This is a genomic window from Paenibacillus hodogayensis, assembly GCF_039536325.1.
Classification (GTDB): Bacteria; Bacillota; Bacilli; order Paenibacillales; family NBRC-103111; genus Paenibacillus_AB; species Paenibacillus_AB hodogayensis.
The window spans coordinates 687,801-703,851 of the sequence record NZ_BAAAYO010000001.1; the positions used below are offsets into that span (position 1 = coordinate 687,801).

Annotated in this window: 14 protein-coding genes; 6 read left to right on the plus strand and 8 right to left on the minus strand. The window is 51.7% G+C overall.

The window, feature by feature from the left end; genetic code table 11:
- Positions 1-38: 38 nt before the first annotated feature.
- From ABD796_RS02655 to ABD796_RS02680, 6 genes are all read right to left on the minus strand, one after another.
- The gene (locus ABD796_RS02655; RefSeq protein WP_344902410.1) at positions 39-395 is read right to left on the minus strand and encodes a DoxX family protein; all 357 of its coding nucleotides are present in this window, start codon (positions 393-395) and stop codon (positions 39-41) included.
- A gap of 253 nt (positions 396-648) precedes the next feature.
- Positions 649-1,992: an extracellular solute-binding protein gene (locus tag ABD796_RS02660; protein ID WP_344904175.1), complete on the minus strand. Its 1,344-nt coding sequence runs from the start codon at positions 1,990-1,992 to the stop codon at positions 649-651.
- Positions 1,993-2,078: 86 nt separating this feature from the next.
- Positions 2,079-3,452 (minus strand): extracellular solute-binding protein, encoded by a 1,374-nt coding sequence (locus ABD796_RS02665; RefSeq protein WP_344902413.1) that lies wholly within the window; start codon positions 3,450-3,452, stop codon positions 2,079-2,081.
- Positions 3,453-3,994: 542 nt separating this feature from the next.
- Entirely contained in the window at positions 3,995-4,168 is a 174-nt protein-coding gene (locus ABD796_RS02670; RefSeq protein WP_344902416.1) for a hypothetical protein, read from the minus strand.
- A 94-nt stretch (positions 4,169-4,262) separates the two neighbouring features.
- Entirely contained in the window at positions 4,263-6,212 is a 1,950-nt protein-coding gene (locus ABD796_RS02675; RefSeq protein WP_344902419.1) for a heavy metal translocating P-type ATPase, read from the minus strand.
- A gap of 231 nt (positions 6,213-6,443) precedes the next feature.
- On the minus strand, positions 6,444-7,532 hold the full coding sequence (locus ABD796_RS02680) for an NAD(P)H-dependent flavin oxidoreductase (RefSeq protein ID WP_344902422.1): 1,089 nt from the start codon (positions 7,530-7,532) through the stop codon (positions 6,444-6,446).
- A 223-nt stretch (positions 7,533-7,755) separates the two neighbouring features.
- Here ABD796_RS02680 and ABD796_RS02685 point away from each other — a divergent pair, with 223 nt between their 5' ends.
- The 4 genes from ABD796_RS02685 to ABD796_RS02700 all read left to right on the plus strand — a co-directional run bounded on the left by ABD796_RS02685 (position 7,756) and on the right by ABD796_RS02700 (position 11,659).
- A complete protein-coding gene (locus ABD796_RS02685) occupies positions 7,756-9,414 on the plus strand; it encodes a helix-turn-helix domain-containing protein (protein WP_344902425.1) in 1,659 nt (552 codons plus the stop codon).
- A 77-nt stretch (positions 9,415-9,491) separates the two neighbouring features.
- Positions 9,492-10,472, plus strand: a complete 981-nt coding sequence (locus ABD796_RS02690) for an ABC transporter substrate-binding protein (protein WP_344902428.1) — start codon at positions 9,492-9,494, stop codon at positions 10,470-10,472.
- A 102-nt stretch (positions 10,473-10,574) separates the two neighbouring features.
- A complete protein-coding gene (locus ABD796_RS02695; protein WP_344902431.1) occupies positions 10,575-11,357 on the plus strand; it encodes an SDR family NAD(P)-dependent oxidoreductase in 783 nt (260 codons plus the stop codon).
- Positions 11,358-11,434: 77 nt separating this feature from the next.
- Complete coding sequence (locus ABD796_RS02700) at positions 11,435-11,659, plus strand: GNAT family N-acetyltransferase (RefSeq protein WP_344904178.1); 225 nt, start codon at positions 11,435-11,437, stop codon at positions 11,657-11,659.
- Between the two features lie 76 nt (positions 11,660-11,735).
- Here ABD796_RS02700 and ABD796_RS02705 read toward each other — a convergent pair whose 3' ends face one another.
- Complete coding sequence (locus ABD796_RS02705; RefSeq protein WP_344902434.1) at positions 11,736-13,115, minus strand: DJ-1/PfpI family protein; 1,380 nt, start codon at positions 13,113-13,115, stop codon at positions 11,736-11,738.
- A 264-nt stretch (positions 13,116-13,379) separates the two neighbouring features.
- On the opposite strand from ABD796_RS02705, the gene ABD796_RS02710 reads away from it, so the two are divergent.
- Together ABD796_RS02710 and ABD796_RS02715 are read left to right on the plus strand one after the other, a co-directional pair.
- Positions 13,380-14,183 (plus strand): class I SAM-dependent methyltransferase, encoded by an 804-nt coding sequence (locus ABD796_RS02710; RefSeq protein WP_344902437.1) that lies wholly within the window; start codon positions 13,380-13,382, stop codon positions 14,181-14,183.
- Between the two features lie 63 nt (positions 14,184-14,246).
- Positions 14,247-14,642: an aminoglycoside phosphotransferase/kinase family protein gene (locus tag ABD796_RS02715; protein WP_344902440.1), complete on the plus strand. Its 396-nt coding sequence runs from the start codon at positions 14,247-14,249 to the stop codon at positions 14,640-14,642.
- A gap of 446 nt (positions 14,643-15,088) precedes the next feature.
- On the opposite strand, the gene ABD796_RS02720 is transcribed toward ABD796_RS02715, so the two are convergent.
- The gene (locus tag ABD796_RS02720; RefSeq protein WP_344902443.1) at positions 15,089-16,018 is read right to left on the minus strand and encodes a LysR family transcriptional regulator; all 930 of its coding nucleotides are present in this window, start codon (positions 16,016-16,018) and stop codon (positions 15,089-15,091) included.
- Positions 16,019-16,051 lie beyond the last annotated feature (33 nt).

The following is a 16,051-nucleotide window of genomic DNA, read 5'->3' on the forward strand; positions in this document are numbered from 1 at the left end:
CCTTTGCCAGAAGCTAAAGGGGGATTCCTGAAGTGGATTTAACCGGCCAATGCCCCCCAATTTATCAATAATACCACAAGTGCGAGAACGAGTAGTATAAAGGGCATGCTCAGCTTGGACGCCGGGTCCTTCGAACGCACATGGGTCAGAACGGCCCCGATCATGGTCACGACCAGGACCGCTCCCCCGATGGCCGCTATCCGGTCGTTCCATATCCCGATGACGAGAAGCACCGCAGCCGCTACCTCCACGAAGCCGGTAAACAAGCGGAAAGCGGCGGGAAACCGATGGCGCTTGAATTCTTCCACCATCTGCCGGGAGCCGAACTTCATCAAGCCGAACAGAAGAAACCCGAGCGCCAGTATGGATTGCACTACGATTGATACGATATGCATAACAGCTCTTTGCCTCCCCGTCCCGTATTTGCTCCAAAGCAATAACAGCTATTTTTATTTATCATAAATATATTTATAATAATATTAGGATAAATAATAAAAGTCAACCTATTCCTTTTTGTATCGACAGGCACAAAAAAAGACGCATGCCAAGTTACCCTGGCTGCGCCTGTTCTTAACGGATAATGCGTCCCGCCCGTTGACGGAAATATATAACCGTCCGGCTTCCGCCATTCGGCCGCCATCCGCGTTGCTATTTTTTCGCCGCACGCAGCGCTTCGATCGCTTTGTCGGCCGCTTCCGCCGCTTCGCGAAGCGCCGTGTTGACATCCTTATGCCCGATCACGACCGCATTGAACGCGTTGGAAAATTGGGCCGAAGCCGCCGTGTCCTCGGGCGTATAATCTCCGAGCACCGCGCGTTTGGGCGGGAACATGGCCGCTATGTTTTTCCCTTTGAATTTGGCGTCGTTCGCGCCGTATTGCTTCAGGATATCCGGGTTGTTCAGCACGGTAGCCCGGCCCTTCTGCGTGTTTTCCAGCTGGTAAGGCTCCGACACGAGGAATTCGATCACCTCGAACGCCAAATTCGGGTTTTTGCTCATCCTCGAAATCGATAAGTAAGCCGGATACGACTGCGCACCAACCCCTTTGGCTTCGTCATAATACGGCACCGACACGATGTCCCAATTCATATCGGCCGGAGGCGTACCGCCGCTGTAATTCGTATACATCGCCGCCGTGCGATCCTTTTCGAACATCGCCCGCTGAGCCGCAACCGCAATCGTATTGCTATCCCATACCGGTCCGGGAATTTGATAAAACGGCACGAGCGTATTCAGCACCTTTTTCCAGCCGTCGCTTTCCAGCTGCGTTTTCCCGGTTTTCGGATCGATGAATTTCAGCCCGAGCTGGTTGGTCGTCGCCTGGCTCGCCTGGCTCGTCACAAACCCGACGTACTGAATGCCCCCGTCCTGGCGGGTAAGCTTCTTGCTCAGCTCGAGCAGCTCGCTCCAAGTCATGCCGTCCTTCGGGTACGCGACGCCGAATTTATCGAAGATGTCCTTGTTGTAGTACAAGCCGGCCGTAGCCGTCCAGACGGGCAACCCCCGAATGGAGCCGTTTCCGTTGTTCCGCTGGTAATCGATCGTCGTCTGCTCGAATTTGTTCAGGTCGAGATTGAAATTTTTGATGAGCGGAGTCAAGTCCGTCTGGAGATCCAAATTTTTCAGCGTAGCCTGATAACCGATCGAATCGAAGATGACGTCGACCGTCGTGCCGGAGGTGACCAGATCCTGAATTTCCGAGCCTTTCGCCTTCGGGATGAACGTAAATTTGACATCGGGAAATTTTTTGCGCAGCGCGTCGCCGTACATGTCGTTGAAACCCTCCTGCGTGACGGCAGCTCCGGCGGAATACATCGTAATTTCCAGCGGTCCCGACCGGGCCGGTCTTTGCGGGACGCTTGTTTCCCCCTTCTTCGTCTCCCCGCCGGTCGCCTGTCCGCTGCCCTCCGGCTGTCCGCCATTTCCTCCGCCGCAGCCCGCCAATACGACCATCGTCGCCGCCAATGCGGACACGTAACCCGTCCATTTCATACTCACAATCGATAACCTCCCCATTGGTACATACGGTTTATAGTGATGCTTTCTTCTGGACGTCATGCTGCCGGGTCTAAACGGTCTTACTGCTCGCCGAAACGAACTTTGTCGATCCTCTCTCCCAGCTCGTCCTCGTCGATAATATTGGCCCAATAAGCTTTTAAATGCTGGTACAGCTTCGGGAATGCCGAAGCCGGAATATTCAAGTCACCATAAGTGCGGTAGGAAAACAACATTTCGCGAAACAGCGGATACCGGTTCGGGCGATTGAACGCGGCCGGAGCGATCGTCGAGTGTACCGCTTGCAAACTCGGAATGCTGTTCGTCTCGTCCCGGATAAATTGCTGTACGGCTTCGGAGGTCAAAAATTCCAGAAACAGCTTCGCCTCCTCCGCATGAAGCGAATGCCGGACCACCCCAAGGCCGAGCGCGATGACGAGCGTCCTTGGCTCGTCGATAAAAGGAACGGGGGAAATATCGTAGTCCGGAACGTTGGCCGGGTCCTGGTCCATCCACTGGTTGAAGCCCATATAGCTGTTCAGCGTCATGGACAGCTTGCCTTCCAGAAACATCTGGTTGATTTCGCGGCTGTCCTCGGACCAGAACATCGGGAAAATACGGCGGTTTTGGATGATCGATTTGAACAGCCCCAGGCTCTCCAGCAGCTTCGTGCCGCGAAGCGAATTGGGGGTTGTGCCTTCCCATTCGAATCGTTCCCCGCTTTGCAGCACGAATACCGGCCAACGATTCGCGCCCGGCCCATGAAAGCAAAAACCATACCGTCCGCTGCCATTGGACAGCAGCTCCGCATGGTGCACCAGATCGTCCCACGTCCAGCTACCATCCGGCTCCTGCAGCCCGCATTCGCGGAAATGAGTCTTGTTGTAGCACAATACAATCGGCGAAAAAATGATCGGCTGCAAATACTGCTGTCCATCGATGGCGAACAACCGGGAGATCGTCGGATACATGCCGGCATGCGCGGACATCGGAGCAAGTCTCGAAGCGTACCCGCATTCCACGACATGCTGGAATTGCAAATTATCGATCAGCACCAGATCGACGTTTTCGGCCGAGTTCGGGCCGGGGATTTCGGAATACAACCCGGTTTCCACCGATATCCACGGATAATCAACTTGAAAGCGCTTTAATAATTCGGGAAGAAGCAGGTTGAGATGCGTAATGCTGTTGCAGACGAGCTTTAACGTGACGCGAGCCTGTCGCGTTTTTACTTTGTTGCCCACCCCCGGTATTTTCTCGATCCAGCCTTCCTCGACCAGCAGCTCGAGTCCTTTACGCAGCGACCGGTTGCTCATTCCGAATGCGGAAGCCAAGACGGCTTCGGACGGCAAATAGTCTCCGGGGACGTATTTTCCGTCGATGATTTCATTGCGCAGCGCAAGCTTCACTTGCTCCAGCTTTTCGCGAAACTGCTCGTTGGTCGGTCTTGCTTTCATGCTTGAGTTCCCCTTCTTCACGGTTATCCTGATCCGTATCCTGTATATGACGCCGGGTCAATCAGCGGCAATCCCCGCCGGCCCCATTTCCGATGCATATAAAAACGACTTATTATGATTTGTGCATTGGAAAAGAAGGAAATGTAAGGTGTTTCGGCGTTTACAAGGATTATATTATTCATAAAACGTCTCGTCAATGTTTAATTTTATGCATCAGATAACAAGTTAATTTAAATTTATGCATTGGAAAAAGAGCAGAAAAATAGCCCTCCGCAGCTGTGCGGAAGGCCGATTCGATCAAAGGATGACAAAAAAAGGGATCGCGTCCTATTCCGCGAGCCTGCTTGCGGCAGCTTGTGGACAACGCGTTTGTTAGGATCGGGATTGTCCCGAAGTATGCCCCGCTGAAATCGGTCGCGATGGCCCATGAAAAAAGATCGCCGTTTCATCGCAAGCCGGAGCTGCGGGAAAGGACGATCCTGATTTTTATCGAGCATGGACGCGCGGGAAAAGCCGGTGACGCGTGCTCCAGTGTCGTTGACTTAGTAGGTCGCATGAACGGCTTCGCCGTTCGAAGCGGATGAGGCTTGCTCTTGAACCGCTCTTTTTTCCTGAAAAAACTGGCGTGTTCGCCTATTGTTTTCCACGGATATAAAAATACATAAGCTGCTTACGGCAACAACAATAAAACCAAACACCGGGAAGAGCACGTTCATCCTTCATCCCCCTTAAAGGATTCGAACCGGAATAACGATAATGATAATTGTTATCGTATCATCCATTCCTCCAGAGGTCAATGAAAACTACTCGCTATCCGCGCAATAATCGCAGCCCGTTCAAAATGACGAGAATGGTGCTTCCTTCGTGCCCTATCACTCCCCACGGCAGCGCGATTCCCGCCATAAAATTCGCCGTAATCAAGCAAGCGATGACCGTAACGGCAAAGATCATATTTTGCTTGACGATCGTTGACGTTCGTTTGCCCAGCGCGATCGCCGCTGCAATATGTTCGATGCCGTCGTTCATAAGGACAAGATCAGCCGTTTCCAGAGCGGCATCGCTCCCCGCCCCGCCCATGGCGATGCCGACTGTAGCCGTCGCCAACGCGGGTGTGTCGTTCATTCCGTCGCCTACCATCGCAACCTGGCCATAAGTTCGTTTTAGCTCTTTCACATAATTCACCTTATCTTCGGGCAGCAATTCCGCATGCACCACATCAATGCCCGCTTCTCTCGCAATGGATTGCGCCGTTCTTCTTCGATCCCCGGTCAACATCACCACTTCGACGCCGTGTTTTCTAATGTCGGCAACGGCTCGTTTCGCCTGCTCCCGAATGCTGTCCTGAAGCGCGATAATACCGACTACGGCACGAGCATGGTGAATGACCGTTACGGTTTTTCCTTGCTGCTCCAGCCGATCGATCGCGAATTCCATTTGCTCCGTTAATAGGCCCTCGCCCAGCAAGACCGGCTTCCCTATTTTCCAGGTCTCCCCTCTCCATTCCGCCTGCACGCCCCAGCCGGTTAGAGCCTGAAGCTCGGTCGGCCGTTCAAGCGGAAGCTCCCGTTCTTTTGCTTTCAGCACGATGGCTTTCGCAAGCGGATGCTCGGACAAACTCTCGATAGAAGCCGCCGCTTGCAGCATTTCGTCTTCGGTATATCCCTGGAAGGCGATAAGATCGGTCACTTCAGGACGGCCGTTCGTAAGCGTCCCCGTCTTGTCGAAGGCTACGACTTTAACCCGGGCGAGGTTTTCCAGATGCGCTCCTCCTTTAAAAAGCAGTCCTTTTCTCGCGCTGTTGGAGATGGCGGAAAGCACGGCCGGCATAATCGATGCCACCAAAGCGCAAGGGGAAGCGACAACGAGGAAAACCATGGCTTTATAAAGCGTCTCCGTCCAGGTCGAGCCGAAAAGCAGCGGAGGTACGGCAATCAGCAGCAGCGTCGCCAAAATAATGCTCCTCGCGTAGATGCGCTCGAAACGCTCCATAAACATCTGGGAAGCGGGCTTCTCGCTTTGCGCCTCCTGAACAAGGCGAATGATTTTGGCGAACAAAGTCGATTCGCTAGGCTTGGTAACTACAAGAAAAAGTGCCCCTTGACCGTTTAACGTGCCGGCGTATACTTCGTCCCCGACCGCTTTATCTACCGGAATCGATTCCCCTGTAATGGACGCTTGATTGACGGCGGATACTCCTTCTTGTACGATGCCGTCGGCAGGAATGCGTTCGCCCGGCTTCACCAATACAAGGTCTCCCACCTCGAGCTGATGAATGGAAACTACGGTTTCCACTCCGTCCTCGTAACGAGCAGCCGTCTCCGGCTTTACATCCATCAAGGACGATAAGTCCCGACGGCTCCGCTCCATCGTGTAGCTTTCCAGTGCGCCGCTTATGGAGAAAATGAATATCAGCATCGCACCTTCCGTCCAATACCCGATGCTGGCCGCGCCGATGGCTGCCACAATCATCAACAAATTAACGTCCAAGTCCCGCTCCGCGATCAGAGTGTGAAGACCTTCCTTCGCTTTGACGAAGCCGCCGACAGCAAAAGCAAGCAGGTAAATCGCCACAGACCATCCATACGAAGCCTGTTCCAGTCCCCATGCCAGAGCAATAAGAATTCCGCTTGCCAAAGCGGCGATCCCTTCCCCGTATTGTCCGATCCAATGAAGCGCGCGTTTCTTGCCGGATGAGGAAGACCTTGACGCCTGCTCGCGTACCAAACCGTCTGCAGCGTCGAATGAGAACGAAGATTTCATTTCGTTTCAGCTCCTTTGGATGAGAATGATTAGCATTTTTATTGCCCTAAAAATGACACATGCTGCTCCCGGATGGGAACAGCATGCGGAACGGGAAAAATCCCGTTTTGTATTCAATTCATTTGCCTGAAGGCAGATAATTAATAATTATTTTAATAAAAGAATTAAAAAAAGTAAAGAAGTATTTTTGTATTGAGAAAAGGTTTCATTCAAGGATACGGTCAAGCGAAGTTACCCCTTCTCGGCATACAGCAGCGAACGGGCCTGCTCCATCGTTTCCTGCACGATCGTTTCCGCGCTTTGACCGGACGTCAGCATCCGCAGCCCTTGTCCGGCCCATAACGACATATACTCCGCATTTTGCTGCGCAGCCGCGGCATTTCGGATATCCCTCGTCGCCGTATTTTGTGTCGGGAACGGAAGAGGAGCAATCCCGCTCTTGTCCCACGTCCGGATAAAGGCATTGACAACCCCTCTGGCCGGTCGCCCCGAGAAGGCTCTCGTCACGACCGTGCTGTCTTCGGTACTGTCGAGCAATTTCCGCTGGTAGACCGGATGGGCGCCGGATTCCGACGAGGTCAGGAAGCGCGTGCCCATCTGTACGCCCTGCGCTCCCAGCGCCAACGCCGCGACAAGTCCGCGCCCGTCCATAATCCCTCCCGCCGCAATAACCGGAATGCGCACACCGTCCGCCATCTGCGGAACCAAAGCCATCGTGCCGATATCTCCCCCTTGGGGACGCCGCGACACGTCGAATGTCCCGCGATGCCCGCCGGCCTCGAATCCTTGAGCCACAACCGCATCGCATCCCGATTGCTCGACAAGCAGCGCTTCGTCCACCGTCGTCGCCATCGCGACTATGCGGATACCGGCCGCTTTGGCTTGCTCCATCATCGGCGCAGGCAGCACACCAAAAGCCGTGCTGATTACCGGTACCCGCTCTTCCAGCAAAACGGCGAATTGCTCCGGCAACCGATCCGGAGAGCTTACCGCTTCCCTCGTCGCCTTCGGCAGCCCGAGCGTTTCGCGAATCGGATCAAGCTCCCGCTGAACTTCTTCCGTTCTCGCATTGTCGTCCCCATGCGGATCGCAAAATAGATTCACGGCGAACGGCTCCGAGGTGCGCTCGCGAATGTCCCGGATCGCTGTCCGAATCGCCTCCGGCTCCATATAAGCGGCGCCGAGCGTTCCTAGCCCGCCGGCTTTGGATACGGCGGCAGCAAGCCCCGCGTTCCCGGGTCCACCCGCCATTCCCGCAACAAAGATCGGGTACTGGATGCCGAACAGGCGGCAAAGCTCCGTATGAAGCGATAATCTCATGGTACTTCCTCCTCGAATCGAAATTCACAGCTTGTAACGCGTCCACTCCCTTTATTCTCCATCCGCATGCCGCTTTCCCGCTTGACGCTTATTCGGATTCAGACAGTTGACCGCAAGCGGTCCGACATTTCGATACGCCGAGCGTTGAACAATAAGCCCACTTCCATTACAATAAATGATAATAATTCTCACTAAAACGTCCTTACATAAAGGAATGATGATTGTGACCTATGAACGAACAGATTCTTCGGATCGCCATCCTGCAACCCAATATGTCCGATGCGACTTGCTCGGTGTCGAGTCCGTTCACTGCGAACAACTGTGGATGATTCCCGATGCCGACGCATCTGTACATACTTTGCTCGTGATTACCGAAGGGATGGGCGTCGTATGGCTGGGCGATGACAAGCATTCCGTCTCCATCGGAAAATGCTTTCTGGCCTTGCCCGGCACTACCGTGAAAGTTAGTCCGCACTTCAACCAAGTCGGTTTTTTTCGAATCCTTTTCGATAGACTCATTGAAGTCGAACGGACTAACGGTACCCGACTGTACAAAAAGACGTCAGGCGGCGATTTCCTCGATCCCGGCGAGCTAATCATTCCTTCTCCCGGGCGCATGCTGGAGCTTGCCCAAGGGCTGCATCAGTGCAGCTTGGCACACGATATCGGCTCCGCCTACAGGAAAACGATGCTGTTCCACGAAATGCTGTACGAGCTAATCCAGGCTGCTACTCATTCCGACGCCCAGCTTACGAAGCAAGCCGTCCAGCGGACGATCCGCCATATTGCGTTGAATTTCGGTCTGGATCTAACCCGCAATAAGCTGGCCGAGATGGCGATGCTAAGCCCGGAATATTATTCGCAATTATTCAAGAAAATAAGCGGCAAAAGCGTAACCGACTATTTGACCCACACCCGTATTCGCCATGCGCAAGAGCGGCTCGTCAGCAGTCAGGAACGGTTGAGCGATATAGCGAAAAAAGTCGGCTACAAAGACGAATACTACTTGAGCCGCAAATTTAAGCAAGTCGTCGGCGTTTCCCCGACAGCCTACCTCAAATTGCCGAAAAAGATCATATCGTTAAATCCCCATCTAACCCGGCATTTATTGACGCTTGATGTCATCCCCGCTGCCACGGTGTGTTATCCTTGGAAGTTTGGGGAGCATCAGGAACGGTTGGACGCAGCGGATTGCGAATGCCGAGACTGGACGGTCGACTTCGCCGAAGACGAGTTGCGAAGCATGAAGCCCGATTTGCTGCTGTGCCTCGATAATATTTCACCGGACAAGCTGCGGCTTTACAGCAGCATAGCCCCGACGCTGGTCATCTCTTGGTATGGAAGCGACTGGAGAGGACATTTACGGACGATCGCCCGCGCCGTAGGCAAAGCGCAAGAAGCGTCCGACTGTTTAAGCCGGTTTGCTGCAAAAGCGGAGCAAGCGCGCGCACAGATTCATCGAAACGCCAATGCTGCGCAAACGGTTTCTATCCTTAATATTCGATCGGAAACATCCTTTGTTTATAAAAATCGAGGCATGGGCAGCCAAGTGGTCTACGAGGAGCTTCAGCTCAAAATGCCGGATGTGCTGCGCCATGCTTCCACTGACAAATCGTCCATACCGGTCGAGCTGGATGAGCTCCTGCCAGCCTACGCGGCTGACCATCTGTTGATTGCGGTTGAACATTCCGAGGCGGCGAGACGTCGAACCGAGCAGTTGTTGGGCAACGATCGATGGCTTTCCTATGCGGCCAACCGCACGGGCAGCATCCACCTCGCTCATATGGAACGGTGGCACGGATACGATCTTCTCTCCATCGAATGGCAATTGGACGAATGGCTGCGTCTTCTTGCTTACGATAGTCCAAACAAGTTCCTATGACTTGCCATGGCAAAAGTTCCTGGTCGTTGATATGATCATACTCGATAATGAGAATCACTATCAGGAGGAAGGTCATAATGGTATTTATGTGGAGAAAAAGAGGCTTATTCGCAATCGCCATGCTAATCGCTCTCCTATTGGCGGCTTGCTCGAACCAAGGAAAAGAGGACATCGCCCCTACTGCAGTCAAAGAGCAACCGGCAAAACCGGTTGTAAGAGAGTTTGAGCATGCGAAAGGAAAATCGACGATCCCCGTCCAGCCGAAACGGATCGTTGCGATTCAGTATACCGGGGCCATGCTCGCGCTTGGCGTCAAGCCTGTCGGGGCGGATAAGGAATGGTCCGCTTACCCGTTGCTGGAGAAGGAATGGACCGGAATCGAGCACGTCGGCGACCCTTGGACCGGCTTGAATCTGGAAAAAATCGTTCAGTTGAATCCCGATCTGATCGTCACGCATGTGGAGAATACGTACGAGCCGCTATCCAAAATCGCTCCGACGATCTTCATTCCATGGCTAAAATATGACGTTCGCCAGCAAATTACCGTGTTCGGCGATATTTTAGGCAAGCAAGCGGAAGCAAAAGCATGGCTGGAAGACTTCGATGCAAAAGCGGAGAGCGCACGGAAAAAAGCGGCAGGCATCGTTAAACCGAACGAGACGGCGGCCATCGTCAATATTCGTCCGAAAAACCAATTCATCTACGGCGACAGCGCCATGGGCGGCTATGTCATGTATCAGGTGCTGAAGCTTACCCCTCCTCTTCCAATCAAGCAAAAAGTGTTGGACGCCAAGCTCGCTCAGCTCGAATTTTCTTGGGAGGCCGTACCCGATATGCTTGCCACGGCCGATCTTATTTTCTTATCCGTGCTAGAGACAGACGGCGGGGCAGCCCGCGCGAAGGAACTGCAGGAGAGCGCTATTTGGAAAAGCTTGCCTGCGGTGAAAAACAACCGGGTGTACCATTTGGATTGGAATACGTATTTCACGACCGACCCGTTGTCGACCAAGAAACAGTTGGACGCATTCGTCGCCTTGTTGCAATCTTCCGGGAAATAATCGTCCCCAGTCTTGCTTGCGGCACTCGCAATTTTGTCCATAGAGAGGTAATCTAGTCGTAGAGGGACATTGCAAGTAAAAGCCGCAAAGGAGTGGGTTTTGTTGGACTTGGGAGTACAAGGAAAAGTCGCGCTTGTTACGGGAGGAAGCAAAGGGATCGGATTCCATACTGCGCTTCTGCTGGCCCGGGAAGGGGCGCAAGTCGCCATCTGCGCCCGGAATGAAGACCAGCTTCGGGAAGCCGCCGTATCCATCAAGGAGCAAACCGGAGCAGATGTGTTCTATATTAGCGCCGACATCGCTGTGCAGCAGGACTGCGAACGGGCGGTTGTTCAAACCGCGGAGCATTTCGGCCGGCTCGACATCTTGATCAACAATGCCGGAACGGCGGCGGCAAAACCTTTCGATCAAGTGGATGCGGACAAATGGAGCGAGGATTTGGATTTGAAATTGTTCGGCGCGATCCATTGTTCCCGTGCGGCCATTCCTTATTTCCGCCAAGCAGGCGGCGGATCGATCGTGAACTTGGCGACATCCGGGGCAAAGACGCCTTCCGCCTCTTCGCTCCCGTCCTCCGTAAGCCGGGCTGCGGGTTTGGCGCTTACGAATGCGATGAGCAAAGACCTGGCCGCCGACGGCATTCGAGTCAACGCGGTATGCATCGGTTCGATTCGCAGCGACCAGGTCGAGAAAGTCTGGAAACGATCGGCACCGAATACGAGCTGGGAGGAATTTTCGAGAGATTCGAGACGGGGCATTCCTTTGGGACGGATCGGGGAAACCGAGGAGGCGGCTCGAGTCATCGTCTTTTTAGCTTCGGATGCAGCTTCCTATGTAACGGGTACTTCCGTGAATGTGGATGGAGGTTCCGGGGCCGCTCTTTAAATGGCCGGAATGTGACTGAAAGACTGTATTTGTAAGCTGAATCAAAAGCTTGCCATCCTTTCGGTAAGCTTTGCATCCTGCGACTGATGATTGACAAGCAGCACCAGTACAGGGGCTATGGACGGGAAGCCATGAAGAAAATCTTGGAGTTTATCCGCACCTGCCCGGCTGGGCCTGCGCAATACCGCTGGATATCTTATAAAGCCGAAAATGCGGTCGCCAAAAAGCTATATGAAAGCTTCGGCTTCCGTGACAACGGCGAAATTATCCACGAAGAGCAAATAACCGTATTGCCGCTCTGATTTACGGGCACGAGAACATAAAGATACAGGCAGCCGTTCTAAACGATCGGCTGCCTTCTTTTTGCATCGAACGGCGTTACCTCGATGCCGCTCTATTTGCTGCCGTTCCCTTCTTCCTGCCGATGAAGCGACGATCGAGGTTAAAAGCGACGAGCAAGGACAGAAAGCCAAGCAAAACCGGTATGCCAAACGCTTCCGATGAGAAGAATCTGCCTTCCAGCTTCAGGTGGCCGGTTGCGCGGTATTCAAGCCGCTTGGCGGCAAACTTCGCCGTCTGTACATCCTCCTGCCCGGCCAAATCCTCGAATGCCGGATCCATGGCGAACCGGTCCGCCGCGCCGCGGTGCAGGAACAACAGCTTTGTGCTGCTGCCGCTCTCTTTCCATTCGCTGATGTCTTTGGCGGCTGCCGACTCCGCATCGGCGCCGACGATAATCATTTTCTCCAGCTTCGGCACGTTGTTACTCTGATAACGCGCGACCAGGTTCAGGCCGTGCTTCGTTACGATCGGCTCGTTCGCGCTGGACACGGTCAGCGTCGTCGTCGTACCGGAAGCGGCGTACGTATCGAATGCGGCAGACAAATCCAATTCATCGGCACCGTTATACAGCAGCACGCCCGCCTTCACTTTGTTCCATTGATAAGCGTTGTTCAGGATGTACGTCATATCGCTCAAGCCGGCGACAAACGGCTTCATTTGCGGGTTAGTCACATAATCGTAAGAAGGATAATTCATCCCGTTCGCCACCTTCTTTGCCGCCGCCTCGCCCAACTGCTGGGAGATTACGTATAGCGTAGCGTCGATTCCCGATGTCAGACCCGCAGAAGATACGATATGGCCTTGCGGGACGAAACGCCGATCTTTCACCCACTGGATGTCCGGATACTTTTGCATGAGCCGGTCGATGTCTCCCCAATGCGTCGCGGCCGATTTGCCGTTCAGCAGGCCGGTATCCGCCAGATTTTCCGCACCGTTGCAGATGGAGAGCAAGGTCGTCTCGGGGCCGGAGTGCTTCCGAATCCATTCACGGACAGGCGCATATTTGTGCTCGTCCAAAATCGGCATAAACGGAATAACGATAATATCCGGGCTTTTGCCGAGCATCGCATCCAGATCGTCAAACGAATAATGCGGGACGACATCGAGTCCGCCGGTGAGCGATTTAATCCCGCCATCGGGGGCAACGCCGTAAACATTGTAAGCTTCCGTCATCGCAAACATCTCGTACGGCACGAGAAAATCGAATACTTCCGTCGCTTCGTTCGCCAGCAGCACGGCCACTGTCGGTTTGTTCGCGTCATAGTCCGGTACCTTCACATGGTTCAAGGCAGGGGCGGCTTTATCGTAAACCGACATTCCGGCATTCATCGTATGAACGAACCCGATCGCGCCTGCCCCTCCCACGACGACCACAATAACGATGAGATAAATGAAGATGCGCAATACGGTTTTCAACTGCTTAAGCTCCTTCCGGCTAAATTGGTTACCCATAAAAGTGTAGCAAACGAAGAGAAGCGCATCTTCTGTCCGTTGTCCGGTATAGGGGCTCGTCTAACGTTGGAGCGGTCACTGGACCCGGGTCGGGACATTTTGTTCCATGAGGATGATTCGTTCGGCTTATTTAGCAGAATAGTCTACTTTATCCATACAGTCCCTTTTCTTTTTATAGAGGGTATACAATAATGAAGAGAGTCGTTGCATCGTAAGGGAGGGGATTACATGACCAGCAAGGAGAATGTAGTGAAGAACAAATGGAATGAGTGGTCCGATTCTTGGTATGAAAAGAAACGTACGGATGAGGTCATAGCAAAAATTATACATGATCCAGCGTCGGCATTTCACCGCACCGCCTATTCCATGATTCAAGAAGCGGTTCCGGATTTGAGCGGCAAAAAAGTTTTGGTTCCTTCAAGTGGCGATAACCATGCGGTATTTGCTTTTCATTTGCTAGGGGCAAAAGTAACTTCATGTGATATTTCGGAAAAGCAATTAGAATACGCTTACTCCATCGCAAACAAATATGGATGGGATATTGAGTTTCTATGCGAAGATACGATGACCTTATCGAGTGTAACAAGTAATGAATACGACTTTGTGTACACTTCAAATGGTGTTCATGTTTGGATTCATGATTTAGCGTCCATGTACAAAAATATTGCAAGGGTTTTAAAGAAAAACGGGGTTTACATGATGTTTGATATCCATCCCTTTATGCGTCCATTCGGCATAAAAGCGGGAAATCATCTAATGGTGGAAAAACCGTACGATGTGACAGGGCCTTTTGGAGAGGTACCCACTTTTAAATGGCGCATCCAAGATATGATGAATGCCATCATAGTATCATCCCTTAACATCAGACGTGTCGAGGAAATGTATGCGGAGGATGGTTCATTTTGGGTGGATGATTCAACCGATAAAGGAGATTTTTTGTCTGAAGAAGAGCTTGCAGGTTATTGCGACTGGACCAAAAATCCATTAGCGGCTATTCCTCAATGGCTTTCGATAACAGCTATCAAAGGGTGAATTGTTGAAAGAAATATCCGTATGCGTTTACCGGACCGGTAGTACCTAAATAGGAGGTTCACGATGGCGAGTCCAGAGATATTAAATAAAGCGGCTGCGTCTTTTGCGTTTGATAGTGGCTCTCTTGTGTTTATAAGCCATTCTACTAATGAGGTATTTCGTTTCGCAAAGAAAGAGGAACCCTTTATTTTAAGAATAACTGAAAAGCCTCGTGCTTACGTCGGTAAAATAAAAGCGGAAATGGAATGGGTAAACTACTTGGTTCAAAACGGTGTTCCTGCATCATTACCAATCAGAACTATAGATAATCAATTCACAGCTGTGTACGAAGAGGACGAGATGTGCTTCATTGCAACAGCTTTTCATAGGGCACCAGGCAGCTGCTTCAATAGAAATGATCCTGATTTGTGGGGAGCATCTCTATTTCCATATAGACGGAGAATTGATTACGGTCTTTGATTTTGACGATAGTATATATGGTTGGTTTTCGTTGGACATTGCGATCGCGGCAGCTCATGCTGTTTGGTGGGGGGCGCCAAAAGATGACAGACAATCCAAAAATGAATTTGCGACCAAATTTTTGAACGAATTCCTGGAAGGGTACTTCAAGTCTAATCACTTAACGGATTATTGGATTAAACAAATTCCAATGTTTATGGACTATCGAAACATATGCTCATTCTTTTGGTGGCTTAGCAATTGGGACGGAGATGAGTCCAAGTTGAATGACTTTCAGCAAAGCGCAGTCGCATATGCTTTACAATTAATCAAAAATGGGCAGTCTTTCGACGGCTGTGAAATAGCTTTGAACTAACGGAACGACAGCTGAACATACTCCAAACAGTGTTGTCGGCTGTCTCCGCTCCAAGATGTCTTCCTCTGAGCATTGAATCGTTCCGATTGAATCACTCCAATGCGACGGCCATTTCTCCGTCCATCGTTTCGGAGCCGCTCGCCAGATGGTTCCGCAGCAAGCCGAGAAACAATTTCATCGGTGCGCCTACCCATTTGTTTTTGTGATAAGAACAAACCGCTTGAATGGTATGAGCATCAAGTCTGGTCTGGAGCTCGATTACAGTCCCGTTGTTCAATTCCTCTTCGACCGTAAACCGGGGCAAATACGCTACTCCCAAATTACTGCTTACACTTCGCTTGGTCGCCTCAATGCTCCCTACTTCAATGATCCCATCCATTCGGATATTGTTCTCTTTTAAATACTGATCGAATTTTCGCTGAAAAATACTACCCGGGTCGTTAATAATCATACTGACCGATTTGTGCTGATTGGCCTGAATGAAATCATGATCTGCCTGAGAAAGCAAGGGCGAGGCAATCAGGACCGTTTCATAATCGGATAACGTTTCGTATTGGATCGAAGCTGCAAAACCGCCTACATCATAATGAATGCCGAGATCCGCTCCGCCGTGCAGCACGTTATCTCGAATGATATAGCAATTTAGCGGCTGCAGCGATAATTTTACGCGCGGCGCCCGTTCTTTAAATTCTTTCAAGACAGGCTGCAATTTATGAATCAGTAAGGATTCCGGAAGGGCTACTCTTAACGTTCCTGTGATGTCGGCGGTGCTTTTGCCATAGTTGCGGATCTGTTCCGCAGATTCCAAAATGTTCTCAATCAAAGGCAAAATATCCTGCCCAGCCCGGGTTAAAACCATCTTCCTTCCGATTCTTTCAAAAAGCTTTACTTGCCATTCCTGCTCCAGCTGCTGAATCTGAAACGTAATGGTGGACTGCGTATAGTTCAATTGGCGGGCCGCATTTTGAAAGCTCCCGGTGTCCAATATCGTTTTCACCGTATTTAAATATTTTAATTCCATAGCGCCTCCGTAACTTCAATATTTTCGAATTTA